Here is a 26,231-nt window from a genome sequence, read left to right on the forward strand (position 1 = left end):
TCATATTTGTACTTAATCTTGTTAAATATCGTGAGAATCAGTTCTTTCTCTACGGGAGTTCCTGCAGAATCAGTTTTATCTAAAGTTATATTGAGCATTGCTGCGGCAAATCCGGCACATCGGCGGCCGAATAAGTCGAAAAATGTAGGTGGACATCCGCAGAGATCGACTTTAGAAGAGTGAATTCTCAATTAGATCAATAATCGTGTCGTCTTCCGTGCGGTTTTCATCGATTTTTGCGGACATGTCGCATTCCCAAGGCCCATTGATTTCCTCAGCAAGGGCCCCGACGTGTTGCATGTCGTCGGGTTCGGGCACATCGTTGATGCTCGGGTCATCAGCTTGCGGGTATTGGCTTGCAATTTCGCGCTTGGTGGCCTCTTCTTCTTTGAGTGCCTCCAGGACGCGGCGACCGTATTCGAAGTAGCGCCGCAAGACAAATTGACGAAGAGTTTCTTGCAGGATGGCGAAGTTATCCGGGAGTCGACCGGGCCAGATCTTCTCGCGAATGCGAATCGCTTCCATGACCCGTCTAAAAGCGGACTGCTTGAAAAACGAATGACGACTAACTGTGATAACGGCATATCCCATGTTTCGCAGCGTGTTGCGGCGTTCCTCGTCAATTGATTGCTGCTCGGGCTCGTCGTGGTAAAAGCCGTTGTATTCGATATCGGTCATCGAATTCTCGAGTAGCGCGTCGAGGTAGAAAACCGTCCGTCGCGTTAGGGCGGCGTATCTTTTGGGGACTGGAATCGGATAATCCGTTTTGATAGCGCGTATGGCTAAGCCACCCATTGACTTGGGCATCGTCAGCATCATGACAAACGCCGTTTCGAGTGGGGAGCGACAGCCTTCGCGTACATAAGAAAGTGCCTTAAGGGCTTTATTAGATCCACGATACCCCGACGCCTTTGAAAAGAAGGCTCTGAGCTCTTCAACGCTGGTTAGGGCCGGGCGCTCGCGATATTGAGTTTCGTTGGACGTTTCAAGCGCGTAGGAGCCGCAGATTTCAAAGTAATACTCAACGAGCTCCGAAAGGTTGAGGTCGGCTGTTGCTTCTAACGCGCACAGCTTGATATCGACGATGAAGACGTTCGGCTCGAGTTCTAGGTAGCTTTCTGCATCAAACGTATAGCGCGTGCAGTGGCAGATGCAGCCCTTGCGGTGCCTTTTGGAATTATTGGAAAACGTCAGCACATGGATGCTTTCAGAATCGACATTCTTTCTGTTGAGCCATGCTCGTGCCGCTTCCAGGTCGGATGTGGTCGGCGCAGACGCCCTGATCTTTTCCATAGGTATGGGATCGGTCGCGTAGCTTGCGAGCGAGTTGGCTGTTTGGTATACAGCGCGTGCCGTGGTATGTGACAGAACGATTCCCATACGCGCATGATGGCATAGCGGACGCCACATACGCCCGAAACTTCGGGCAACGGTATTGGGGTGCGGCTTATCTTCTGCGAACGGTGGGTTTTTGAGCTGTCGTATTGAGGGGGGCAGCTTCGGCCGGGGAGGTTTCTGCCAGCTGCGCCTTTTTTGGTGAACTTTAGTTGCGGGTTCGTAGCTTCTAAGCGTTTTTGCCGACCGCCCAGATGCCTCACCAACATAATTTGAGTTATTCGGCCTTTTCCTATACGAATGGTGCGATCACAATGTCCTATTTGAATTGATTCAGGTAGATTAATGGGGCTTGGTTGCGAAATTAAGGCGACTACAGCGCTCGATTGCGGTTCAAGGGGCCTTGACTAGTGGTTCAGCTGGCCGAACAACTCGAAAAATGTAGGTGGGCCAACCTGTCGACTGTGTGAAGCACGCGTATTTGCTTGTTTTGATGAAAACTAGGGTGCAGCCATAAGGCTGCGCCCTAGTTTATTGCGTGCCGGTGCGCCCAGACGGATTGCGCTGTGCCTGGCAGGCGCTCCCGCAGATGGATCGGTTATTTCGCGAATAGGTTCTTGAGGTTGAACTCGGCTTGGACGGTGCGGAGCATGAGGTCGGTGTCGTCCAGACCCAGATGCTGCTCGTTGGCATCGGCGGCGAGGGTTCCGCGGCGGCGCGCCCAGTTCTCGAGCGCGGCGGGGGCGGACTCGCGGGGGAGCGAGCGGACGTCGGCATCCAGGCTGCGGCAGATCTGGCGCGAATCGATGACGATAATCTTGCCGGCACGGCGCGCCTCGGCGTAACCGTCCAGGTGAATTTTGAACCAGCTGTCCTCGAACGCGGCGTTATGCGCCATGTACGGGTACTTCTTCATAAGCTTGAGCAGCTGCTTCTGCAGTTCCTTGTTCTCGCGGAACGGCTTTTTGCCGTCGATGTCGTCCCAGGTGATGTGGTGGATATTCGACAGCGGCACATCTTCGCCGCGGTAGATGTCGGGCAGGCCACAGTAGTGCGCCTCAGCGTCATGCGGGACGGCGTCGCTAGTGAGTTCCATGATCTCCCAGCCGACGTTGATGATATAACCGCGTTCGGGTGCACGGCCGGTGGTCTCGATGTCGATACCGAGCACGGTGCCCTGGATGGGCTTACGGGCGTAGGCCACGCCGAGCGCGCCGCGGTCGCCGCGGATCTCGCGCATAACGGACGCGGCGGTGCGCTTTTGCATCTTGCCGATGGCGGCGCAGGTGTCGGCATCGGACAGGCCGCGCGAAAGCGTCGCGGGCGTCACGTTGCGCAGGCGCGCCTCGCCGATCTGATCGCACAGGTCGCGGTTGCGGTCGGCCAGGTCGCGCACGGTGGCAAAGTCGAAACCGGGGTCGCCCTCGGCGGTAAAGTACTCGGTTTCGAGCACCTTAAGGGCCTCCTCGCCCTTCTGGCGCTCGGACTCCATGGCGCCGTGATCGCCATAGATAAACATGGGAATAAACGGCTGGCGCTCGTATTCGAGTGCTTGCGAAACGTTCATAGGCTGCTCCTTGGACGGGCCGCGTCGCGCGGCTCGGGGTTACTGAGTTGTGGCGAGATGATAGTTTACCATGGGCAACTATTGGCACCGCGCCCGGGACTACTACAATACCCTAGTTGACCGCTAGGACTTTTACAATGCTGCCGAAAGACACGAAAGGTTCCATCCGTTATGGATTTACTGATAGATATTCTGCTCGATGCCGGCAAAGACACGCTCTCGCTGGTGCCGTTTTTGTTGGTGACGTACCTTGCGCTCGAGACGCTCGAGCATGTTGCGGGCGACCGCGTTAACGGCGCCATCAAGCGCGCTGGCGCTGCGGGCCCCGTGGTTGGCTCGTTGTTGGGCATGGTGCCGCAGTGCGGCTTTTCGGCCATGGCGGCCACGCTGTACGCCGGTCGCGTCGTGACGCTGGGCACGCTGGTTGCGGTGTTCCTCTCGACCTCAGACGAGATGCTGCCGCTGTTGCTAGCCGAGCAAGTTCCCGTGCAGACCATGGCGATGCTTTTGGCTTCGAAGGCGCTGATCGCGCTGGTCACGGGCTTTATCGTGGATGCCGCCATTCGCGGCCTGCGTCGTAACGCTCGCGCGCATGCGGCGATTCGCCGTACCGTGCTGGGAACCGCGGCCAACCCGGCCCACGTGAACTGCGCGCACGATGACCACACTGGCGGTGACATCATCGACGAGGTGGCCGAGGCGGGCGTGAGCGCCGACCACATCCACGAGTTGTGCGAGCGCGACCATTGCGGCTGTGATGAAGACGAGGACGAGCACGAACACGGACATGGCCACGATCACGGTCATGAGGGCGAGCATGAACATCATGATGGCCACGGTCGCTCCCACTCACACGAAGGTGCGCCCGCCGTGTCGATTATCCGCAGCGCCATCTCGCATACCGTGCAGGTATCGGTATTCATTTTCCTGGTGACGCTGATTCTGGTCGCCGTGCTCGAGACCTTCGGCGAGTCCGCAATCGAGCAGTTCCTGCGCGGCAACGAGACGCTCGCCGTCCTGGGTTCGGCGCTTGTCGGCCTGATCCCCAACTGTTCTGCGAGTGTGGTCATCACGCAACTGTACCTGGAAGGCGCGCTGCAGCTGGCCCCGATGCTCGCCGGCACGCTCATCTCTGCCGGCGTGGGCTACCTGGTGCTGTTCCGCACCAATCGCAGCGCCCGCGAAAACGTCCTGTTCCTGATCATGATGTACGCTATCGGTGCCGGCTGGGGACTCGTTCTCTCTGCCTTTGGTCTCTAAGCCCAAAATTCTACCTTGGTCAGCGTAGCAGCTCGGTGAGGTTGCGCTTAAAGCGGGCGCGATCTTCGCTGGTGAAGGCTGCCGGCCCGCGGGTGCGACCGCCAGCGCGGCGCACCTTCTTTTCTTCGTGACGAATAAACAGCTGCATATCGATGGTCGCTTTGTCGTAGACGCGCCCGCGCACGCCGATGGCGGCGGCATCGCGTCCGAGCACCATGCTCGCCAGACCTATGTCCTGCGTCACGACCACGTCGCCAGTCTGCAGGCGCTCAATAATGGCAAAGTCGGCGCTATCTGCTCCCACACTCACATCGAGCGTCGTGACCCAAAAGCCCCGACGCGCATGCTCGGCGTCGCGCGGATCGTCGCGGCGAATGTGGCGTTCCAGGTTTTGCGTGCTGTTGCCGGCGATAACGACGGCAACGCCCGCCCTCCGCGCGCAGTCGATCGACTCGCGCGTGACCGGGCAGGCGTCGGCATCAATAAAAAGCGTCTTTGGCATCTAGCGCACCAGTTTGCCAAATTGAATAGCGCGAACAATCAGTGTCACGCCAAACACCAGCAGCGCGGCGCCGCTAAAGATGACGAGCATCTTTGCCGACCACAGCGGATAGATAAACACGAACATGCCCGCAATGATGGAGAGTGCGCCGCTCAGGATGGCGAGGGCGCGGTTGGCGGAAAGTTCGGATTCCAGAATCGACATGACGCCCTCGACGATCCAGCCAAAGCCGGCCACGACCACCACAAGCGTGCTGAGCGTCGCGGTCGAGAAGGCCTGATTGCGCAGGATTATGACGCCACCCAGAATGATGAGCAGGTTGGAGATGATGCTCGCAACGCGCCATCCGGTGGGCAGAAGCGGCTCAAAAACAGCGGTAAACAGCCTAATGGCAGCGGTGATTACAAAGTAAAAACCCAGGACGGTCGTCAGGAAGATGAGGGACTTGGCGGGCGCAAACAGCAGCGCGATGCCGGCGATGAGCGCGATGACACCCGTGATGGCGTAGATCCAGCGCACAGCCTTGATTGCCTTACCTGCCATGCTTTTCTCGTCAAATCCAAACAGGTTCGGCTGCTGGCCATCGTCCTTAAAGATGCCCATAAGGTCTCCTTTCCGTGTGGTGCACGTCGCGTTCATTGCTCTCCGTGCGGCGTGTGCCAAAAGTGCTGCATCAAGTATCGCCCAAGGGCGCCGTCGCGTGGGGTGGGAAGGGCGATTGGGAGCCTCATCTTCCCGAATTGTTACCTTTGTTCCCGTTTGGATGTGGGATATTCAACAGGTGTAGAACATTATGCCGTTGAGTGTAATTGCCTACGTTTTAGGTTAGATTTTCTTAAGAACAATTGGCTTTTATTGGGGGGTCCCTATGAACGAAGCAGTTCCCGTGGTGCCGTTGAGCGTGGAGTCGATGGCAAAGCAAGGTTGCGAAAAGCTTGGCCTGGACACGTTTGACGCGCTGGTCCGCCGCGCCCGTACGTGCCGCCGCTTTGACGAGTCCATGCGCGTGCCGCGCGAGTTTTTGCTCGAGCTGGCGGAGCTGGCGCACCTGGCTCCCTGCGGCGCCAACGCTCAGCGTCTGCGTTTTCATGTGGTGAGCGGTGCAGAGGACTGCGCGCGCGTATTTGATGAGCTCGCGTGGGCCGGCGCGCTCAAGGATTGGCCGGGTCCCGATGAGGGCGAGCGCCCGACCGGCTACATCGCGATTCTTGCCGAGCGCCCCGTTCCCGGCAAGCCCGCCGCGCCTATCACCGAGGTCGACGCGGGCATAGCGGCTCAGACGATGATGCTCGCCGCTCGCAGCGCCACGCCCGAGGTGGCGGCCTGCATGTTCAAGGCCTTTACGCCCCGCGCGATCGACGCCATGGGGCTCGATAACGACAAGTATGAGCTCAAGCTGATCATGGCGTTTGGCGTTCCGGCCGAGACACAGGTGATCGATGCGATCGATTCCAACCCGGATGGCTCTATCAATTACTGGCGCGACGAGGCGCAGGTGCATCACGTACCCAAGCGTCCGCTTGCCGACGTACTGGTGTAGCTGCGCGTCGTTGCGGTGCAATCCGGCGGCAAAACCACCACAAAGGGGACAGGCACCTTTGTGGTGGTGCGAGGGGAGGGCATGTGGCCGATCTGTTTTTGGTGCGGCATGGGCAGACTGAGTGCAATGTGAAGAACATTTTGCAGGGCTGGCACGATTCGCCGCTTACGGCGCGCGGGCGTGAGCAGGCGCTGGCGACGCGCGCGGCGTTCGAGGACCGCGGCGTGACCTTTGACCATGTGTATTCTTCTCCGTTGGGCCGGGCGCGGCGTACGGCTGGGCTAATTGCTGGTGAGGGTCGCTCCATTGAGCTGGTCGACGACCTGCGCGAGTGGCATTTGGGCTCGCTGGAAGGTACATCAAATCGCAAGATGCCGCCGCAGCCCTGGGGCGATTATCCGGTGGCCTTTGGCGGCGAGTCGGAAGCGCAATTCCGGGCGCGTATGGTCGCGGCGCTGTCCCGCATTATGGCCCGACCGCAGCACAACTGCGTGCTGGCTGTCTCCCATGGGTCTGCCTGCCAGGAGTTTCTTGAGTACGTGGCCGGCGGGGGAGAGCAGCCCGACAACGGTGCCGTGCTCCATTTTGGCTATTGCGACGGGGCGTTTTCGCTCCTTGATTGGTAACGAACGGAAGGACTCCCTATGAATAAAGACTTGTATCTGGTCCGTCATGGACAGACAATATTTAACCTTAAGCGTATCATTCAGGGGTGGAGCGATTCGCCGCTTACGCAGTTGGGCTGCGACCAGGCGGCGCGCGCCGGCATGTTCTTGCGAGCGCGCGGCATTGAGCCCGATCATGCCTACACCTCGACGCTGCATCGCACGGAGCAGACCATCGCCAGCCTGTGGCCGGGCCTTGCCTACGAGCGCCTGGATGGCCTGCGCGAGTGGTTCTTTGGCGACTTTGAGGCCGAACGCGTGATGCTCATGCCCGAGCGTCCGTGGCGTGACTTCTATCGCCAGTTTGGCGGCGAGGGGCAGATGCGGGTGCGTGAGCGCATGGTGGCGACGTTGACCGATCTGATGCGACGCCCGGACCATTCGTGCGTGCTCGCGGTGAGCCACGCCTCGGCCATCAAGGAGTTTTTGGATCATGTGAGGGGAGCGGCGGCCGACGAGCGCGAGCGCGTGCCGGGCAACTGTTCGGTGCTGCACTTTGCGTTTGACGATGCGACCGAAACGTTTGAGCTGGTTGAAGTCTTTACGCAGGAAGATTATGCGCGTGAGCTGGGTCTTGAGCCGTTGACGGCGGCAGCGGGTCCACAGCGCGGGTAACGCAGGCGTGACGATACGGGTCGCCGACATACTTGCTCGATGCAAAAGGGGCGGAGATGCATGCGCTGGCATTGCATCTCCGCCCTTCGTTTGTTGGACTGCCGAGTCTTTGCGCTAAGCGTTTAAGTCCTGCTAGTATCGTGCAATCTGGTGAGTGAGCAGACCCGTTGGAACCTGCGGCGCGCCACCTGCGACCTGCGCGGTAGGGAACAGCGCGGAAATGACAAAGTTGAACGGCTCCTTGCCCGTGTAGGTGCCGGCCGCGCGGGCCTCGTCTGCCAAGAGCTGTGCCGCCCCTGCCAGCGCGGCGACATAGGCCGGATCGTCTGCGGGGGCAGGCTCCGGTGCCTGGTCGAGCATGGCGTGGATGGCGGCAACGGCGTCATTGCGTTTGACCTCCCACACGCGATGCGTAATGCCGGCGGGGTCGGTGACGGCATAGAGCGACGCGCCCTCTTTGGCGGCGCCGAGGATGATATCCATGACGGGCGAGGCTTCGTAAGCAAGCGTTACAGGGCGGGGCTGCACCTTAAACTCGGTGATTGCACGGGCGGCTGTGGCCGCATCTGCGGAGGCCGCGTCGCCGCCCGCCAGCACGCTGACTGGGCAAATCGCCACAACGCCCGTCACGCGCCCTGGCTCTCCGGAGCATTCGTACACGTAATATGCCGAGCCCGGATCTTTGAGCATGAGCCCGTCGGCAATGGCACCGCGCAGGGCATCGTTGCCGCCCAAGATGGCGTCCATCTGCGGCAGCGCCTCGAGCACGCGGTCCTGAGCCGGGCGGATGCAGGGAAACGGAAGTGCTTTCATGGGCGGTCCTAACGCGCGAGTCGGTTTGTTCGCGGCTTATTATGCCCCAACTTTGCCGCTCGCGTCCCAGAGCGTGTTATCGACAAGCGCGATCAGCACGTTCTGGCAGCGAACGATATCGGCGTGGGGCACATATTCGTTGGGCTTGTGCGCGAGTGCCAATGAGCCGGGGCCGTAGCTCATGCAATTGCGGTTGCCCGTCTTGCCGGCAATGACGGCGGTGTCGGTGTAGCCGGTAAAGAAGCCGACGGTCGTGTCCGCGTTCGTCGTATCGTCTGTTGCGCGCTTGAGTGCAGCTAGAAGGGGAGAGCTCGGGTCGCGCTCGATGGCGGGGCGATCGCCCGTCACAACATAGCTGCCGTGACAGCCGGGAACCGCAGCTTCGGCAGCGGTGATGGCCTGCTCCACCATGCGTGTCGCGGCGGCCGTATCGGTCGGCGGCGTCAGGCGCATGTCGACCCAGACCTTGGCGTGGTCGGGCACGACGTAGGGGCGATAGCCGCCCTCGATTTGTCCAAACGTAATGGTCGAAGGCCCCAGCTCATCATGCACGGGCAGCGCCGCGAACGCATGGCGAAGCGAACACACGACCTCGGCCATGGCGGCGACGGCGTCTGCACCCTTCCAAGGCTGACTCGCATGCGCCGTGCCGCCGGCCATCTCAATTTCGAACCACGTGCGCCCCTTGTGCGCCACCTGAATCTGCCCGTCGGTGGGCTCGGTGTCCAGCACCCATTCGCGCGAGCCGATCCAGCCGGAACCGATGGCGGCCTCGGAGCCGGCATAAAGTCCTCCTCGTCTACCGAGCAGATGAGTGAGAAGCCACGGCGGGGCAGCTCGCCGCTTGTCGCTATGCGCTCGAGTACGTGGACAATCACGGCAATGGCGCAGGCCAGGCCACCCTTCATGTCGCAGGCACCGCGGCCATAGAGCTTGTCGTTGCGCACGGTTGCCCCGAGCGGTGGGGTGCTCGCGTCCCAACCATCACCCAAGGTGACGGTATCCATATGGCAGATATAGACCAGCCGCGGCTCGTCGCTCAAACCGGGCGCGGTGACCATGAGGTTGCGGCGTCCGGGGAGCACTTCGAGCTCCTCAATCTGCACGGCATCGAGCGCAGAACTATCAAGTTGTGCCAGCTGCTGCTCAATGAGCCTCTTAATGAAGCGCTCAATCTCGTCCTCATATGCGCCCGGGTCTGAGCTGTCAATCTTCACAAGGTCCTGCGCAAGCCGCCAGGCAAAGTCCTCATCAACCATATGCAACCTCACAATCAGTCTGTTTTCCAAACTGATTGTAAGCCTACTGAGAGATCCGCGGCGCGCGCGTGGCGGTATTTACCGTTCGCAGGCGGAGCCATCGCGTTTGCCGTCCGAGCGGGCTCACAAACGACGTAGTGGGTACGTACCCTTCATGGACGACATGCTGTGCGACATATCTGCCTTTCGGTATCACCGGATACCTCCACAGGTCTTGGCAATAATGCCAGACCTGCCCGATTCTGCGGACGATCCGCGCAGGGAGCATCTTTGTGAGCACCCACTCGTCAAGCATTTCCTGGGCACCCCGTTGCACGTTTTGGCGCAGGGCAGCTGCGGACGTAAGGGCGATCGCATCGTCAGGCATGTTTGGAACGGGGAGAGGCCGTTTGGCTCCGTGTGGCAGACAGAGTTTGGTCTCGATATCGCGTCCCCGCTCTTTACCTTGCTGACACTGGCCTCCTCGGTCTCAAACGAGCGACTGATCATGTGCATGTATGAGATGTGCGGCACCTTTGCCGTGTGCAAGATTGCGTCTCAGGTAAAGTCGGCGCTTGAACAGGCATACGGGGACCGGTGGGGCGATGCCCGGCTGGGCTGGGAAAACGTAAAGGATGCCTCGGGGAATCCAACGGACTTGTGGAAACGACCTCCCTTGATTGAGCTCTCTGAACTTGCAGAGTACGTCGATAAGATCCGAGGGCTTCGCGGTGCTAAATCGTTCACACGTGCCGCAAAATGCGTTACGGGGGTGGCGGCATCGCCGCTCGAGGTCCAGGCTTCGATGCTGTTTGGTCTTTCGAGGTTGCGCGGCGGTGAAGGGCTGCGCCTTACCAATAACGTTGAGATTCGTATGACGCGCAGTGCCCGTCTGATTTCGGGGCTTGATAGGCGCTATGCCGATATCCTGCTGGCAAATAAGGACGGCAGCCGAGAGTGCCTGGTTGAATGTCAAGGTAAAGCCATTCATGGATCCATAGAATCCAAGATCTCGGACTCCGATCGAACGACGGCCTTGCAAGCGATGGGATATCCCGTCGTTCTGATGACCTATGGCCAGCTGGTTGACTCCGATGCCTTCCGCGTAGTGATGGAACTCATCATGTCCTATCTCGATGTGCCGCTGAAAGACAAGACGTCGCGGCAGCAGGAGCTCGAACGGCGGCTTCGTGAGGAAATTTTTATCGATTGGGCGGGAATATAGTCGCGCAGGTAGAAAACGCTCGCGCGAGCTAGAGTTTTGGTCGCAAAAAGGCTTCAATTTTGCCTTGGAAGGGCTTTAAAAATGCTATCCATAAACAGTTGTTTCGGAAAATCGACAGTCAACTTGAATGTGGTATATAGAGATTGATTTTTACCTACTAAAGTCCCTGATAAAGCTGTTTATCAAAGCGGGTGTGCTTGGTGATTTGGGTCTTACTGTCGATTATCCGAAAAAACTTGTTCTGGGTATCATTTTAAAGTCGTCCGGAGCAACGAAATCGGCCCCCGTTTCGCGAAAACGGGGACCGAATGGGGCTTCATGGCCTGCCTGGCAGGCTTGCCGCCGGCGCTATTTGATCACGCGCACGCGATACATCGACGGAATCTGCTTGAGCGCCTCGATGGTGCTGCTGTCCAGGTGCTCGTCGGTGTCGAACATGGTGTAGGCGTTCTCGCCGGCGGACTCGTTGGTCATGCGCTGCACGTTGGCGTTGTCCTTGGCGAGGATTGCCGTGATCTGGCCGATCATGTTGGGCACGTTGGCGTGCAGGCAGGCGATGCGGCTCGCGGCGCGCGCCTTGCCCATGCTGCAGGCGGGGTAGTTGACGCTGTGCGCGATGTTGCCGTTTTCCAGGTAATCCTTGAGCTCGCTGATGGCCATGTCTGCGCAGTTGGCCTCGGCCTCGCCGGTGCCGGCGCCCGAGTGCGTGGTGATAAACGTGTTGGGCATCTTGACGGTCTTGGGCGTGGCAAAGTCGCAGCTAAACCAGCTCAGCTTGCCCGCGCGCAGGGCGGCGTCGACGGCGTCCTCGTCAATGATGGTCTCGCGCGCGTAGTTAATGAGGACGGCGCCCGGTGCCAGCAGGTCGATCTGCTCGGTGCTGATCATGCCGATGGTGTCGGCCTTGCTGGGCACGTGTACGGTGAGGTAGTCGCAGCCGCGGCAGAGATCTTCGAGCGTGCCCACGCGCTGCACCTCGCGGCTCAGCACCCACGCGTGCTCGACGGAAATGAACGGATCGTAGCCGTAGACGTCCATGCCCAGGTCGACGCAGGCGTTGGCGACCTTGGAGCCTACGTTGCCCAGACCGACGACGCCGATGCGCTTGCCTTTAAGCTCGCGGCCCACAAAGGCCTTCTTGGCCTTTTCGGCATCGACCTGAATCTCGGGGTCGTCGGCGTTGTCACGTACCCAGTTCATCGATTGCACCACGCCGCGGCTTGAAAGCACCAGCATGCCCAGGACGAGCTCCTTGACGGCGTTGCTGTTGGCACCGGGGGAGTTAAAGACGACGACGCCCTTTTTGGCGTACTCCTCGACGGGGATGTTGTTGACGCCGGCGCCGCAGCGGGCGATGGCGCGGATGCCCTCGGGCAGCTCGTAGCCGTGCAGGTCGGTTGAGCGCATCAGGATTGCGTCGGCCTCCTCGGCGGTGCCCACAAACTCGTAGCCCTCGCCAAACTCGACTTTGCCGTCTTTGGTGATGTCGTCGATGGTCTTAATCTTGCGCATGGAAAACTCCTTAGCAGGTTTTGATCTAAACAGGGTGGTCTGAGGTGGCTGGTCGGCCCGCGTGTTGCGGGCTAGTTAGATCGCGGACTCAAACTATGCTGCGCTTCGAAGTCCTTCATGTACGTGGCCAGTGCCTGCACGTCTTCCATGGTTACGGCGTTGTAGACGCTGGCGCGCATGCCGCCCACCAGACGATGGCCCTTGACGTTTTGAATCTGGTGCTCGGCCGCGCCTGTGACAAAGGCCGTGTCGAGTTCGGCGTCGACGGTGCAGAAGGTGACGTTGGCGATGGAGCGGCTGTCGGGTTGCGTGGTGCCATGGAACAGCTCGCTGTGCTCGAGCAGGTCGTAGAGCAGGTTGGCCTTGCCCCAGTTGCGCTCGGCCATGGCGGCAAGTCCGCCGGTTTGCTCTACCCAATGGAACACCTTGCCGCATACGTAGATGCCAAAGGTGTTGGGCGTGTTGAGCATGGAGCCCTTGGCGGCCTGGGTCTTGAGGTCCAGGTACTGCGGCGTCTGCGTAAAGGCGGGGCGATCTGCGATGAGGTCGTCGCGCACGATGACCACGGTCACGCCCGCGGCACCGGCGTTTTTCTGCGCGCCGGCGTAGATGAGCCCGTAGCGTTCAACGTCGAGCGGCTGCGACAGAAAACAGCTCGAGACATCGGCGACCAGCGGCACATCGCCGCAAGCGGGCAGCTCGTGGTACATGGTGCCAAAGATGGTGTTGTTCTGGCAGATGTAGACGTAGTCGAGGCCTTCGCCCGCGGCCTCGGCGGCAATGCGTGCGTTGACGTCGGCCATGTAGGGAATGCGGTCGAAGTTGGTGTCCTCGGAGCTCGCGAGCAGCACGGCCTCACCGTACTTGGCGGCCTCTTTGTACGCCTTGTTGGCAAAGTTGCCGGTCACGATGTAGCCGGCGCGGCCGCGGCGCATGAGGTTCATGGGGATGCCCGCAAACTGCAGCGTGGCGCCGCCTTGCAAAAACAGGACACGGTAGTTGTCGGGGATGCTCAGCAGGCGGCGCAGGGTTGCCTCGGCGTCGTCGATGATCTGCTGGTACATGCTAGATCGATGACTCATCTCGAGCACGGACATGCCGCAACCGCGGTAGTCCATCATCTCGTCGGCGATCTCGGCGAGCACGCTTGTAGGCAGTGCGGCCGGGCCAGCTGAGAAGTTGTGCACACGTGCCATCTTCTAGTTCCCCCTCGTAGTCGTTTGAACGTTCGGGATACTTTAGCACAGTGGAGCGCCAGGCGCGACCGCATCATGGTAAAACTCGACTGCGCCGCTATGATTTACAGGATGGTTACATGGGGGAGGGCTATCTCGAGGCTCGCATCCGATCCGCCTCGGCCTTCGCCTGTTTCCAGGGGCGCACGCGACCGTTGGTGAGGTCGTTGTAACCACGAGCGATGGCACGTTGAATGTGATCTTCGCGTTCCTGAATGATAGTCAGCGCGCGCGTCTGATCAGAAATAGGCTTTACGACAGGCATACGAAACTCCTTACATAGAAGCATATGTATAACTCTATGTTGAATATAGCGGAGGATGGCGTTGGGCGTGTGCGTGCCTGCATTCGTAAGCGCGGTTGTCTGGCAAGTGTGATTTGGGGCGACCTCGTCAAAGCTTCTGAGCTGCGAAAATAACCGTTAACCGGATTTAATTTTGTTGCTCAACATTTGACACTCTGGGCGTGGTAACTTTTTTACCAACAGGTATGATTATTGTCATGTGCGCCGCACCTGCCTGCCGGGTTGCGGCGCACTTGTGACAGCCTTTGACACCCTTGGAGCGTGTACTGTGGATATAACCACAAAAAGCGTTCGGGGGGGGGGGGCTCACCCGCGAGCAATTCCTCCCGCATGAGATGCGCATCGTCGCTGCCCTTCGTATGCAGGGCGCAAGCGACGAGCAGGTCATTGTACGCGTAAAGAGTGAGAACCTCTTTCAATATCCCACGGAGCGCATGGTCGCCAACCGCGCAACCGTGTGCCTTCGACGCCTCGACGCCATGGTGCCCACGGACGCCGCATGCGCCGTGCGTGGCATCGACTCCAATATCGCCGTCGAGGCTGTGTCATCCCTAACCAGGCTCATGGCATCCGGCACTCCCACGCAGGCGGACCAGGCCATCTTCTACAGCATGATCTGCCGCTACGATATCGTGCGCGAGCTCGTGCTCGTCGAGGTAGGGGAGCGCCTACAAAACTTCGATTATGCCTTTACGGCGGTTGACCTCAACGCCTTTATAACACGCTTTACCACGGAGTATCCGGACGCGGCCCGCTGGACTGAGGCCACGGTCAAGCGCATTAAGGGCTCGCTCCGCCAGACGCTCCGCCATGCTGGCCTTATCGGCGAGGGCCAGGGCCCGGAGTCCGAGCGCCTGTCACCACTCTTCCTCGATTCCGATGTCGAGCGAGCCTTGGTTCTGCTGGGCGAGCAGTCGCTTATCGCGGCCCTTACCGGCAGGGTGGTGATGTAGCGTGGCTCCCGTCAACAACGCCGCCGAACCGGCTATCACCCCGGCGACCGATCTCACCACCAATATCGGCATCCATTCCCGTAAGAGCGTCGTGGCGGCGCATGTCCGCTCCGAGCACGCCCGTCAGGAATTTGAGCGACGCGCGCAGCTTCTGCGCGAGTGCCTGTGCAGCGAGGACTTTTTGGCCAACAAGGGCATAGGCAATGAGATCGGCTTCCACACCTTTTGCTATGACCCCGCGCTTGAGTTTGAAGCGCGTGCATTATTTGACGCCCTTTCGCGCGATGCCGAGGCCGACAAGCTTCCGTGCACGCTCAAGGTCGTGAACCTTTACGACGCCGTGCTGGCAATTCTCGAAAAGCGCCGTGTCCTCAAGGCCATCTCGCGCCAAGAGGAGCGCCGCGGTACCCAGCGCGTGCTCGAGGACGTGGCCAAGTTCGCCTCGCCCGAGAAAGTCGCCGCGTACATCCTTGAGCAGACCGAGCCGCACGCGCCTGGAGACGTCGTTCTCCTCACCGGCGCGGGCGAGGTTTTCCCGTTCTTTCGCATACACACGCTTCTCCACTGCATGCTTGCGGATTTTGATGAGGTGCCTGTGATCGCTGCCTATCCGGGCAGCTTCAACGGCTCTTCTTTCCAACTCTTTAACCGTCTGCCTGCCGATAACTACTACCGCGCCATCGATATCTCGTAAGCACGGCTCCCCGCAGATAAGGCCCTGCCACCGGTAATAACCCTTTGCCATAACGTTCCCAAACCCAAAGGAGCACCCATGGACAACACGATCATTCGCGACCTCTTTGCAAAAGACATCAACCGCTCCATCAATGGCGTGGTCAAGGTCCAGGATTCAAAAGATGGGTCCATCCGCCAGGAGCTTGACGAGTACGTGGTGACGCGCGAGTTGCAGAGGCACTTTGCCACGTTCTTCAAGGCCTACGGCGATGCCATCGATGCGCGCACCGACAAGATCGGCGTGTGGATCAGTGGTTTCTTCGGTTCCGGTAAATCGCACTTCCTCAAGATGCTGAGCTACCTGCTCGAGAATCGCCAGATCGGTGGTAAGAGCGCCATCCGCTACTTTGACGGTAAAATCGTCGACCCCATGGTCGCGGCTGCCATGGAGCGCGCGTGCTCGGTGCCCACGCAGGCCATCCTCTTTAACATCGATAGCAAGGCGGGCCAGTGGAAGCAGGGTGATACGGCTCCCACGGCGCTGCTTCGCGGCTTTGAGCGCATGTTCTACGAGGCGCGCGGCTTCTACGGCGAGGACCTCAAGCTTGCAAAGCTCGAGGACTACATCGATTCCCTGGGCAAGACCCAGGAGTTCCGCGAGGCCTTTGAGCGCGTCAACGGCGAGTCCTGGCTCCAGACCCGCGACACCTACAGCTACTTTGAGGACGACGTCGTCGAGGTGCTGCAGAGCGTGCTCGGCATGAGCGAAAAGGCCGCATGGAACTGGCTCGAGGGTTCTGAGGACGAGGTTTTGGCCCCTGATGTCTTTGCCAAAAAGGTCAAGGACTACGTGGACGCTCAGGCAGCGGCCCACGGCGGCAACTTCCGTTTGCTCTTTATGGTCGATGAGGTGGGTCAGTTTATTACAAACGACCAGGACCCAAGCCTTATGCTGAGCCTTCAGACCATCGTCGAGGAGCTGGGTGCCGCCTGCGGTGGCCGCGTGTGGGTGATGGTCACGAGCCAGGAGGCCATCGACAACCTGAGTCTGCCCGTGGGCAACGACTTTTCAAAGATTCAAGGCCGCTTCAATACCCGCCTTTCGCTTTCCAGCTCCAGCGTGGACGAGGTCATCCAGCGCCGTGTGCTCGAGAAGACCGCGCCGGCGGCCGATATGCTTGCACGGGTCTACGAGCAAGACACCGCCGTGCTCAAAAACAACTTTACCTTTGAGGGTGGCTCGCGCTCCGACCTTGCCGGCTACGCCAACTCCAAGGATTTTGTGGCCGGCTACCCGTTTGTGGGCTATCAGTTTAAGCTCCTGCCCGACGTGATGACCGAGGTGCGCAAGCACGGTGTCAAGGCCAAGCACATGTCCACGGGCGAGCGCTCCATGCTGAGCGCATTTCAGGAGAGCGCTCAGGTCATCCAGCATGACCAGACCGGTGCGCTCGTGCCGTTCTGGCGCTTCTTCGACACTATCTCCAAAGATCTTGAGCACGGCATCAGCCAGGTGGTTGACCGCGCGGTCCGTGCGGCCGAGAACGCGGAGGGCCTTGAACCCTACGACGTTCAGGTGCTCAAGCTCCTGTACCTGATTCGTTACATCGGCTACGTCAAGGCCACGGTCGAGAACATCTCCATCCTCATGATCGATAGCCTCGACGTGGACAAGCGCGCCCTCAAGGACCGCGTCAAGGAATCCCTCGCCCGTTTGGAGCGCGAGAACTACGTGTCACGCCAGGGCGATACCTATAGCTTCCTCACCGACGAGGAGCAGGAGATAGCGCAGGAGATCGCACGCACCCCGATCGACATCGCGCAGGTGATCGAGTCTATCAAAAAGCGCCTGTTCGACAGCATCTACACCGCGCGCAAGCTCAACCGCGGGGCCAACGACTTCCCGTTTGACCGCTATGTGGACGGCTCAATCCACGGTACCAGCATGGGCGGCATGGAGCTTAACGTGGCGACTATGGCGAGCGACCTGGGCCGTGCGGACGATACCGAGCTGGCCTTGGCTTCTTCGGGCAAAGCCATCGTGGCCTTGAGTGACGAGGCGGATTATTGGGAGACGCTCGTCAGCGCCGCCAAGATCCGCAAGTACGCCAAGACGCGAAATCTCCAGGAGCTTCAGCTGAGTACGCGCCAGATCGTCGAGTCCAAGATGCGCGAGGCGGCCTATAACGAGAAGGAGGCCGATACCCTTTTGAGCGAGGCCGTGCTCCATGCACGTTGTGCAGTCAACGGCCGCATGGTTGAGGTCCGCGCGGCCAAGCCCGCCCAGGTCTTTGAGCAGGTGCTGGCGCAGCTGTGCGATGTAGTCTTTGAAAAGGCCGACTATATCGGCGCGCCGGTCACGAGCGATTCCGATATCCGCTCCACTCTGGCGGGCAACGTCCAGGCGGGGCTCGCTGGCATGGACGCGGGCAACACGCGTGCGCTCAAGGAGGTTGAGGACTACCTCAAAGTTCAGCACCAGCGCCACCTGGATACCGCTATGGGCGATATCCAGCGCCAGTACCAGCAAAGGCCCTTTGGCTGGCGCGAGGTCGATATCGCAAATGTGGTGGCGCAGCTTGTGGTGGAGCAGCGCGCGCAGGTGCTGTTTGGCGGTCAGACGGTTCAAGCTAACGACAGCCGCATGGTGGCACTCCTGCGCAAGGATGCCGATAAGGCCCAGGTGCGCTTACGCGTGCGCATGAGCGACCGGTTGCTGCGCGCCACGGGCGAGCTCATGCGTGATCTGTTTGATCTCAAGACCGTGCCCTCCAACGAGGATAAGCTCGTGGCCGAGCTCAAAGAGCGCCTTGAGGGCTTGCGCGAGGCGTGCCTCGCCATGGCACGCGACTACTACACGGGCATCAAGCCGGCCTACCCGTATCCCGGTGAGGACGAGTGCGAGAAGATGCGCTCGGAGGTGGCCGACGTCCTTAAGGACCAGAACGAGGCCGAGGCGTTCTTGACCACGTTCACCAAGCATGAGGACCGCCTGCTCGATGCCAAGGAAGACTTTGACAGGGTGGTTGAGTTCTTCGGGTCCAACCAACGAACAGCGTTTGACCACGCCAAGGATTTCTTGAGCCGCACCGAGGGTATCGAGTATGCCTCCGATGACATTCCCGGCGCGGTGAAGAGCGTTGCAAAGGTGCGCGAGATCCTCAAAGATCCCAAGCCCTACGGCCATATTAAAGACCTGCAGCCGCTTATGGATCCCGTCGAGGACGACATGAAAAAGCTGTTGGGCATCCGCCGCAATGAGTTTTTGTGTCGCATCGAGAGCGATCTGCAAGACCTGCGGGCGCAGGCCGAGAGCCAAAAGGGCTTTGTCAATCAGGCCAAGGATGCCATAGCAGGCGCCGGCACCAAATACGAGTCGTTCAAAAACCGTGCCCACAGCGCTCAAAGTCTCAACGAACTGAGCGTTGTTGCAACTAACTGGGGCGACTGGCTCAGTGCGGCGGCCAACGAGATGTACGACGCTGTGGATGAGGCCCGCGTGCGTATGGACAACGAGCGCCGCACCACTGAGGTCACGAGTACGGGTGAGGTGGTCAAGAAGGTCTCCAACAAGGGCGCCGCATCGTCTGCTCCCGTGCCCGCGCCCAAGCTCCAGCGCAAGATCAAGACCGTGCGCCGCGCCGATCTGGCCAAGCCGAGTCGTCTCTTGTCCGCAGAGGACGTGGAGCGCTACGTGGACGACCTGCGCTCCCGCCTTATGCAGGCGCTCGCTGCAAACGACGAGATCCGTATCAACTAACCCGCGGAGCCACCGGTGCCAAAGCGCGCACCGGTGGCTTATGGCGTTTAGAAAGGCTCATCAACCATGAACGATTCTGCTCTTAAGAGCTTCTGCACCTGGGCCCGTACGGAGCTCATCAAAGGCGTGGAGGCGCAGATGGTGCGCTACGGCATCACCGAACCTGCACCCGCGCCCGTTGGGTCCGAGACCGTCAACGGCCTGCCCCTAAGTCCGGCTGAGATTGAGCAACGCGACGAGCTGCTGCGCATGCAGGCAGAGGTGGGTCACGAGGCGCTGCGCGACCGTGCGGCCTACACCTGGTTCAACCGCATCGTGGCCATTCGCTTCATGGATGCACGCGGATGGCTTCCCAGCCGTATGCGCATGCTAAGTCGTGCGGACGGCAGCCATGGCAGCGAGGCCGTGGAGAACGCACTGGATGTGGAGATAACGACGGCCGATACCGATCACATAGCCGAGCTCAAGATGGCGGGCTTGGATGAACCGTTGTGGCGCTACCTGTTTGTTGCTCAGTGCGAGGAGCTTGCCGATTGCCTGCCGGGCGTCTTTGAACGCGTGGGCGGAGCCATGGAGCTGCTGTTGCCCCAGGGCCTCATGATGGCTGACAGTGTGGTGGGCAAACTCAATGCCGGCCTCGCTGACGAGGACTGGCGCGAGGGCGTGACCGTTCTGGGCTGGATGTATCAGTACTACAATGCCGACGTCAAAGACGAGTTCTTCAAGTCCAAGCGCAAGGCAGCGGCGGCGGACATCGCGCCCGCCACGCAGCTCTTCACCCCCGAGTGGATCGTACGCTATATGGTCGAGAACTCGCTCGGCCGTCTGTGGATGCTCAACAATCCGGGGAGTTCGCTACGCGAGCGCATGGAGTATTACATCGCGCCCGATGCTGAGCACGAGGACTTCATCCACATCTCGAGCCCCGAGGATATAACCCTCTGCGACCCAGCGTGCGGCTCGGGCCATATCCTGGTTTATGCGTTTGAGCTGCTCTTTGCCATGTACGAGGAGCGCGGCTACCGCGAGCGCGAGATCCCGGAGCTTATCCTGACCAAAAACCTCGCTGGCATGGAGATCGATCCCCGTGCGGCTCAGATCGCCGAGCTGGCGCTTGCCATGTGCGCTCGCGAGCACGACCGTCGCTTCTTTAGGCGTGGCGTTCGCGCCGATGTTACCGTGCTCACGAGCATTCCGCTGGGGGAGGATGAGCTGCCGGGCAACAAGAAGCTCGCCGAGGAACTGAGCCATTTGGGCGAGATCGGCTCGCTTCTTAATCCTTCAGAGGACGAGATTGACGAGCTTAAGGCCGCCGCCGTGAGCTGTTCCGACGATCTTTTTGCTTCTGCGACCAAAACTAAGCTCGAATGCGCTGCCGCCATCTGCGAGAAACTGTCCCGTCGTTTTACCTGCGTCGTGGCGAATCCTCCGTATATGGGCAGCAGCAGCTTTAATCCATTCATGAGCAAGTGGATCAAGAAGAACTACCCCGACGTGAAGAGCGACCTCTTCTCCAGCTTTGTCGTTCGCATGTTCAGTCTCGCCAAGGACCACGGCGAGTGCGGAGTCATGTCGCCTTTCGTCTGGATGTTCATCGGAAGCTATGAGAAGCTCCGCAACGAGATTATCGACAACAGAACGCTAACCTCTCTCATCCAGCTTGAGTACTCGGGCTTCGCTGGCGCGACCGTGCCCATCTGTACCTACACGTTCCACAATTCGTTCGTCAAGGGCTACAAGGGCGGCTATGTGCGCCTTTCGGACTTCGTTGGTGCTGCTGTCCAGGCCCCGAAGGCCCTCGAGGCGATCCGAAACCCCGGCTGCGGCTGGTTCTACCGCCGCGACGCCGAGACCTTCAAACAAATCCCCGGCACCCCCATAGCCTACTGGCTTGGACAAGGGGCGCGTCTTTCGTTCAAGGAAGGAACGCCATTGTCTGTGATCAGCTCACTAGCGCAAGGGCTAAAGTGCGGCGATACCGATCTTTTCGTTCGATGCTGGTTCGAGTGTTCGAATCGGGACGTCCTAGGCGTTACGGGAGATCCATCTCGAGCGAAGTGGCACTTTATGCTTGATGGGGGTGACTACAGAAAGTGGTCAGGGAATCAGATAGATGTTGTTAATTGGCTGGATGATGGGCATGAGATTAAGACTAATAGGGACAAAAATGGAAAAGCAAAAGCCCGTGTCCAAAATGAACGTTTTTATCATAAAAACGGCGTGTTAACCTGGTCAGCGCTTACAAGTGGTCCGATTAGTGTTCGAAATTGTTCGGACAATTCTATTTGTGGCGGAGCGGGCTATTACATTGTTCCGGTTAAACAGGAAGACAGGTTATTCATTCTTGGCCTGCTTAATAGCTCTACAGCGCAATATATTAAGCTGGCGTTGAGCCAGACTTTTAATAATGAAGTTGGAGACCTTAAACGTATCCCTGTCCACGGGATGGATTCCTCTAATGAGGAAGTTTTAGAATTGGTCCAGAAATCGCTCCAAGCATCCGAATTTGACTGGGATTCGTTTGAGACCTCTTGGGATTTCAAACGTCATCCTTTGGTGTAGGTGGCAAATGTCTACGGATCGGTTTAATAGGCTTAAAGACAATTTGTCTCGCGTTGACAGCCTTCTCGCTCTTTATGAAATTTTACAAAAGGAAGAAGCCAGACGTCTGGTTAGCACCAAGCAAGATGCACGTTCTGCTGACATATTGAGGGCTGCCGTTGTTCTGCTTCACGGATCTCAGGAAGATTATGTTCGGGGGATGCTATCCGACTGGTTATTCGATAGGGCGGACTCAAAAGAACTCGAAGGCATTTCGTTGCCTGGTTCTGCTCAAAAGAGAGCTCAGAAATTTACGCTTAGGGATCTGGCTCAATATAAGAATGAACAGGTTTCAGATTTGATTCAATCGTCAATCGAATCACAGCTTTCATTGGTCTCTTTTAACCAATACTCGGAGATATGCAGCTGGCTTTCCAAGATCGGGATTTCGCTAACTCAGTTTAAGAATCAATCATTAATTGAGAACCTGATTAAACGTCGACACAAAATAGTTCATGAAGTCGATTTAAACAAGAAGTCTGGTAAGACCGAGAGTATTAAGGCTAGTACGGTCAGATCGTGGCGAGAAGCGGTTGAGAACATGCTTCGAATTGTAGATGAGCAAATTGAGGGATGGGACGCTTCCTGATGCGCGCCCTGAGTTCGTTTGTATATATCACAAGAGAGAGGCGCATAATACGCGATTTATTCGACTTCTATCTGCAATCAAGGCTTCAACGTTGCCTCTTGAGTGCGGTTTTCGGGTCAACATTAGAGAAGGACTACCATGGCCACTTTACTTCAAGAAAAATACGAGGCTCGCAAGGCCGAGGTCAATGCTCGCTTTGAGCAGCTTCGCGCTAACGAGGAAGAGCTCAACCGAATCTTTGCCAAGATTTACAACATGGAGGGGGAGGTGCCCATCGAGGTTGAGGATAAGTACGTTTCGGTGGCGCGCATCTTTGATACCGCCGACGAGATTCCCGAGAGCTATAAGGGCAACAAATACGTGCGTACCAAGCGCGACGAGATCACCTCGCTTATAAGCTATGCCGTGGGCTGCATGTTTGGCCGCTATTCGCTGGATGTGGACGGGCTGATTCTGGCCGATCAGGGTGCCACGGTTGACGACTACTTGGCCAAGATGCCCGATCCCGCGCATGTGACCTTTATGCCCGATAGCGACAACGTGCTGCCCATCACCGACGACGAGTACTTTGACGATGACATTGTGCGTTACTTTATCGACTTTGTGCGCACTGTGTACGGCGAGGAGACACTCGAGCAGAACCTGGCCTTTATTGCCGAAGCGGTCGGCGGCAAGGGTACCTCGCGCGAGGTAATCCGCTCCTACTTTTTGAAGGACTTCTTTAAGGACCACTGCCAGACCTATAAGAAGCGTCCCATCTACTGGCTGTTCGACAGCGGCAAGAAGAATGGCTTCAAGTGCCTTGTTTACATGCATCGCTACCAGCCCGACCTGCTGGCTCGCATCCGCACCGACTATGTGCATGGGCAGCAAGAACGCTACCGTGCCCAGATCGGCTATGCCAACGATGCCCTTGTCAGTGCCGAGCGCGGCGAGCGCGTGCGCTTGGATAAGCGCATCAAAAAGCTCAACGACCAGCTCAAAGAGACCATTGCCTACGAGGAGAAACTGCACCACTTGGCAGACCAGATGATTAAGATCGACCTGGATGACGGCGTCAAGGTCAACTACGCCAAGTTTCAGGATGTGCTGGCAAAGATTAAGTAACTGCAGATATGGTAAGGATATTCATGCCCAAGATCGATGTAGAAGAACAGCTCAAGCTGCGATTTTTGCAGCCGTTGTCCTCATGCGCGCCGCGCCGTGTGGTGGTTTGGCACGATGCAGACGGCGAGTTTGCTCCTAAGTTTGAGCGATTGGCTGCCGAGGGTTTCGACGGCGTGGGGGCCGATGCCGGCGTAATGCCTGCTCACGGTGACTTTGAGCGCCCGGTGCGCTTTGTTGAGGCCTGCGAGGGCCGTATGTTTGCCGTCAAGAAGCTCATCAACCGCGATGACCTTGCGAGCGATATCTTGCTGTATCGCCGTTGCCCGCGCGGCAGGCTTGAGGGTGATTGGCTTGCCGATGTTGAGCTGTATGCCGATCAGTTCCAGGCTGACTATCTTTCGCTTTTGGCCGATCAGCTGGGCATCGAGAATATCGACGCCGTGCGCGAGAGCCTGCGCGAGCACAAGACGTTCTTTGATGCCAAGACCCGCTGTGCTAAGTTTGCCGCGTGTGTTCCGCACGCCTCGGGCGCATCCGATATCGAACTCGGCATCCTTGCGGTGATATTTGGCGGTAAAGAGTTTGTCGACGCGCGGCCCGCGTTTGTACTGCGCGGCTGTATGACCACGCTGCTGCACGAGGGCCCCGAGGCGCTGGCCGAGTTGGTGGACAAGTACTGCGTGCGTGATGTGCTCTCTGCCTTCATCGTGCGTTGCTATGGGTTTGATGGGCCGCTTTACGAGCGTGACTCATTGCTTATGCTTGCATCCCATGTGCTCCTTACGGCGGCATCCACCGCGCTTCCCGAGGGAGCGCTCAAGGGGCTTGAGAGCCATGTGGCTCCCGCCTACGGGCCCTATTGCCTTGAGGCGGTGCGTACGTGGGACCAGACAGCCGATACCCAGGCATCGAGCGAGGACCTATTTGAGATTTGCCGTTTGGTTGAGGACGCCCGCGGACTCTTTGCACGGTTCGAGACCTTGCCGATCGAAGTGCTGGCCTCGCTTGATGTGTTTCCGTGCGTCAATGAGGCCGTGCTCTCGCAGCTGTTCTGCTCGTTTGCCCAGGGCGCGGACCGTGTTGAGGATGCGCGCGCATTTGCTGCTCGTCGCTGCGACCTAAGCTGGTACCGTCGTGTCGAGAGCTACTTTGACTTGCTTGCCGCTGTGGCCGATATGTGCGCGTTTAGGCAGGCACACGCGGGCGGGTTCCATCTGGCGCAACCCCAGCAGGTATGGGATGCCTACACGTCCGATTGGTATGCCATGGACGCTGCCTATCGCCATATGTGCACCGCGTATCTGCGGGCGCGCTCCGCCGAGTGCGATGTGCTCGAGGAGCCTGCCCGAGCTGTGGTGGACTGGGCGGAGAATCTCTACAGCAACTGGTTCTTGGCCGACGCCAATGCCTGCTGGGCGACCGCTGCGCAAGGGGAGTGGGCCGATTGCGGCTACATCGAGGGTCCCGAACGGCAGGATGAGTTCTACTGGCATGTGTTGCCCACCTTTGTGGGCTCTGCCAAAACGACGGTCGTTATCGTGAGCGACGCGCTGCGCTATGAGGCGGCCCGCGACGTTGCGGCACTGCTCGAGCGCGAGCGCGGCGGCAACGTCAAGGTCTCTAGCATGCAGGCGGTCTTTCCCTCCATTACCGAGGTGGGCATGCCCGCGCTACTGCCTCACCAAGCGCTTGAGCTTGCAGCGGATGGTTCGTTTGTGCTGGTTGACGGCATGCCAACTGCGACGACTCCGCAGCGCGAGGCCGTGCTTGCCCATGTTGAGCCCACGGCGCGCGCTTTGCGCTCGAGCGTATACCTCAACATGGTGGGAACCGAGCGTAAAGCGTTGTTCAAAGACTCTAGGCTCGTCTATCTCTTCCACAACAAGATCGATGCCACGGGCGAGAAGGCCGCTACGCAGGATGACGTTTTCGATGCCTGCGCGGACACCGTGGAGGAACTTGTCGCGTTTGCACGCCGCGTGTGCACCGACGCCCCGGGTGCGCGTGTCGTTATAACGGCGGACCACGGCTTTATCTACACGCGTCGGGAGCTCAGCGAGTGCCAGATGCTCGGCAAGCCAGACCTTCCCTTCCTTGACGCTCCTGTCATGCACGGCAAGCGTCATCTGGTGGTGCCCAACGAGGCCGTGGCCAAGCTTTCGGAAGAGGCATGCGAGGTGTTTGTTAATGTTGACATGGGACGTTTGGGTGCCGGTTTTGAGGGATTTGCCCCGCGCGAGAACGTGCACTTCAAGCGTCCCGGCGGCACTAACAACTACGTCCACGGCGGCATGAGCCTGCAGGAGCTCTGCGTGCCCGTTATCGGATTTTGGCGTGCGCGCTCGGGTTCCAAGGACTTTGTCGATACGCGCGCAGCGACGCTGCGCGTGCTGAGTGAGGGACGTCGAGTGACCAACTCGCTCTTCTCGGTCAACTTGATCCAGGAAGAACCTGCCCAAGGCAAGGTCTTGCCGTGCGAGTACGAGCTGGTGTTTACCGATGCAAGTGGCAACGAGGTGAGCGATACGGTCAAGGCGCATGCCAACAAGACTTCTGTTAACTCGCAGGAGCGCGTGGTGCATGCCAAGTTTGCGCTGCATGCAGCGGATGGATTCTCGGCCAAGGGTCCGTACTATCTGGTCTGCCGCGAGCGCGAGACGGGCAAGATCGTTTGGCGCGAGACGTACACCATCGCTGTTTCGTTTGCCCCTGTTGCTGACTTTGGTTTTTAGGAG

At 59.0% G+C, this 26,231-nt stretch carries 21 protein-coding genes and 2 pseudogenes; 13 read left to right on the forward strand and 10 right to left on the reverse strand.

Features of this window, described 5'->3' with window-relative positions; translation table 11 throughout:
- Nucleotides 1-171 precede the first annotated feature (171 nt).
- Together DW123_RS06070 and DW123_RS06075 are read right to left on the reverse strand one after the other, a co-directional pair.
- Nucleotides 172-1,293 (reverse strand): hypothetical protein, encoded by a 1,122-nt coding sequence (locus DW123_RS06070; RefSeq protein WP_118273154.1) that lies wholly within the window; start codon nucleotides 1,291-1,293, stop codon nucleotides 172-174.
- Between the two features lie 640 nt (nucleotides 1,294-1,933).
- Nucleotides 1,934-2,902 carry a 3'-5' exonuclease gene (locus DW123_RS06075; RefSeq protein ID WP_118273153.1) on the reverse strand — a complete coding sequence of 323 codons (969 nt, stop codon included), beginning with the start codon at nucleotides 2,900-2,902 and terminating at the stop codon, nucleotides 1,934-1,936.
- Between the two features lie 171 nt (nucleotides 2,903-3,073).
- Between DW123_RS06075 and DW123_RS06080 the strand changes: the two genes are divergently transcribed.
- Nucleotides 3,074-4,162: a putative manganese transporter gene (locus DW123_RS06080; protein WP_118273152.1), complete on the forward strand. Its 1,089-nt coding sequence runs from the start codon at nucleotides 3,074-3,076 to the stop codon at nucleotides 4,160-4,162.
- Between the two features lie 19 nt (nucleotides 4,163-4,181).
- On the opposite strand, the gene DW123_RS06085 is transcribed toward DW123_RS06080, so the two are convergent.
- Both DW123_RS06085 and DW123_RS06090 read right to left on the reverse strand, forming a co-directional pair.
- Nucleotides 4,182-4,664 (reverse strand): DUF188 domain-containing protein, encoded by a 483-nt coding sequence (locus DW123_RS06085; protein ID WP_117742979.1) that lies wholly within the window; start codon nucleotides 4,662-4,664, stop codon nucleotides 4,182-4,184.
- Nucleotides 4,665-5,267, reverse strand: coding sequence for an HdeD family acid-resistance protein (locus tag DW123_RS06090; protein WP_118273151.1), 603 nt, complete (start codon nucleotides 5,265-5,267; stop codon nucleotides 4,665-4,667).
- 265 nt (nucleotides 5,268-5,532) lie between these two features.
- Here DW123_RS06090 and DW123_RS06095 point away from each other — a divergent pair, with 265 nt between their 5' ends.
- From DW123_RS06095 to DW123_RS06105, 3 genes are all read left to right on the forward strand, one after another.
- Nucleotides 5,533-6,204 carry a nitroreductase family protein gene (locus DW123_RS06095; RefSeq protein WP_199570193.1) on the forward strand — a complete coding sequence of 224 codons (672 nt, stop codon included), beginning with the start codon at nucleotides 5,533-5,535 and terminating at the stop codon, nucleotides 6,202-6,204.
- An 83-nt stretch (nucleotides 6,205-6,287) separates the two neighbouring features.
- On the forward strand, nucleotides 6,288-6,830 hold the full coding sequence (locus DW123_RS06100) for a histidine phosphatase family protein (RefSeq protein WP_118273150.1): 543 nt from the start codon (nucleotides 6,288-6,290) through the stop codon (nucleotides 6,828-6,830).
- An 18-nt stretch (nucleotides 6,831-6,848) separates the two neighbouring features.
- Nucleotides 6,849-7,484, forward strand: coding sequence for a histidine phosphatase family protein (locus DW123_RS06105; RefSeq protein WP_117735576.1), 636 nt, complete (start codon nucleotides 6,849-6,851; stop codon nucleotides 7,482-7,484).
- A 132-nt stretch (nucleotides 7,485-7,616) separates the two neighbouring features.
- Here DW123_RS06105 and DW123_RS06110 read toward each other — a convergent pair whose 3' ends face one another.
- From DW123_RS06110 to DW123_RS09755, 3 genes and pseudogenes are all read right to left on the reverse strand, one after another.
- Nucleotides 7,617-8,297 (reverse strand): DUF1015 family protein, encoded by a 681-nt coding sequence (locus DW123_RS06110; protein WP_118273149.1) that lies wholly within the window; start codon nucleotides 8,295-8,297, stop codon nucleotides 7,617-7,619.
- 39 nt (nucleotides 8,298-8,336) lie between these two features.
- A complete protein-coding gene (locus DW123_RS09750; RefSeq protein WP_233540136.1) occupies nucleotides 8,337-9,029 on the reverse strand; it encodes a M20/M25/M40 family metallo-hydrolase in 693 nt (230 codons plus the stop codon).
- 119 nt (nucleotides 9,030-9,148) lie between these two features.
- Nucleotides 9,149-9,358 (reverse strand): annotated as a pseudogene (locus tag DW123_RS09755) (M20/M25/M40 family metallo-hydrolase); the annotation flags it as partial.
- Here DW123_RS09755 and DW123_RS09760 point away from each other — a divergent pair.
- Nucleotides 9,305-9,499 carry a hypothetical protein gene (locus tag DW123_RS09760; RefSeq protein WP_233540135.1) on the forward strand — a complete coding sequence of 65 codons (195 nt, stop codon included), beginning with the start codon at nucleotides 9,305-9,307 and terminating at the stop codon, nucleotides 9,497-9,499. The pseudogene DW123_RS09755 and the gene DW123_RS09760 overlap by 54 nt on opposite strands.
- 211 nt (nucleotides 9,500-9,710) lie before the next feature.
- Nucleotides 9,711-10,760, forward strand: coding sequence for a hypothetical protein (locus DW123_RS06120; protein ID WP_118291494.1), 1,050 nt, complete (start codon nucleotides 9,711-9,713; stop codon nucleotides 10,758-10,760).
- 348 nt (nucleotides 10,761-11,108) lie between these two features.
- Here the strand turns inward: DW123_RS06120 and DW123_RS06125 are convergent, their stop codons facing one another.
- From DW123_RS06125 to DW123_RS09600, 3 genes are all read right to left on the reverse strand, one after another.
- Nucleotides 11,109-12,272 (reverse strand): phosphoglycerate dehydrogenase, encoded by a 1,164-nt coding sequence (locus tag DW123_RS06125; protein WP_118273147.1) that lies wholly within the window; start codon nucleotides 12,270-12,272, stop codon nucleotides 11,109-11,111.
- A gap of 71 nt (nucleotides 12,273-12,343) precedes the next feature.
- Nucleotides 12,344-13,468, reverse strand: a complete 1,125-nt coding sequence (gene serC / locus DW123_RS06130; protein WP_118273146.1) for a 3-phosphoserine/phosphohydroxythreonine transaminase — start codon at nucleotides 13,466-13,468, stop codon at nucleotides 12,344-12,346.
- A gap of 130 nt (nucleotides 13,469-13,598) precedes the next feature.
- Nucleotides 13,599-13,772 (reverse strand): hypothetical protein, encoded by a 174-nt coding sequence (locus tag DW123_RS09600; protein ID WP_158570715.1) that lies wholly within the window; start codon nucleotides 13,770-13,772, stop codon nucleotides 13,599-13,601.
- Nucleotides 13,773-14,125: 353 nt separating this feature from the next.
- On the opposite strand from DW123_RS09600, the pseudogene DW123_RS06135 reads away from it, so the two are divergent.
- The 7 genes and pseudogenes from DW123_RS06135 to pglZ all read left to right on the forward strand — a co-directional run.
- Nucleotides 14,126-14,764: pseudogene (locus DW123_RS06135) on the forward strand (BrxA family protein); the annotation flags it as partial.
- Between the two features lies 1 nt (nucleotide 14,765).
- Entirely contained in the window at nucleotides 14,766-15,458 is a 693-nt protein-coding gene (locus DW123_RS06140) for a DUF1788 domain-containing protein (protein ID WP_118273144.1), read from the forward strand.
- Between the two features lie 78 nt (nucleotides 15,459-15,536).
- Nucleotides 15,537-19,199, forward strand: a complete 3,663-nt coding sequence (gene brxC, locus DW123_RS06145; RefSeq protein WP_118273143.1) for a BREX system P-loop protein BrxC — start codon at nucleotides 15,537-15,539, stop codon at nucleotides 19,197-19,199.
- 66 nt (nucleotides 19,200-19,265) lie between these two features.
- Nucleotides 19,266-21,761 carry a BREX-1 system adenine-specific DNA-methyltransferase PglX gene (gene pglX, locus DW123_RS06150; protein ID WP_118273142.1) on the forward strand — a complete coding sequence of 832 codons (2,496 nt, stop codon included), beginning with the start codon at nucleotides 19,266-19,268 and terminating at the stop codon, nucleotides 21,759-21,761.
- 7 nt (nucleotides 21,762-21,768) lie between these two features.
- Nucleotides 21,769-22,389, forward strand: coding sequence for a HEPN domain-containing protein (locus DW123_RS06155; RefSeq protein WP_118273141.1), 621 nt, complete (start codon nucleotides 21,769-21,771; stop codon nucleotides 22,387-22,389).
- Between the two features lie 138 nt (nucleotides 22,390-22,527).
- On the forward strand, nucleotides 22,528-23,496 hold the full coding sequence (locus DW123_RS06160; protein ID WP_118273140.1) for a hypothetical protein: 969 nt from the start codon (nucleotides 22,528-22,530) through the stop codon (nucleotides 23,494-23,496).
- Nucleotides 23,497-23,519: 23 nt separating this feature from the next.
- Complete coding sequence (pglZ, locus tag DW123_RS06165) at nucleotides 23,520-26,228, forward strand: BREX-1 system phosphatase PglZ type A (RefSeq protein WP_158570714.1); 2,709 nt, start codon at nucleotides 23,520-23,522, stop codon at nucleotides 26,226-26,228.
- The last annotated feature ends 3 nt before the right edge of the window (nucleotides 26,229-26,231 follow it).

Source organism: Collinsella sp. AM10-26 (genome assembly GCF_003472525.1).
Taxonomy (GTDB): Bacteria; Actinomycetota; Coriobacteriia; order Coriobacteriales; family Coriobacteriaceae; genus Collinsella.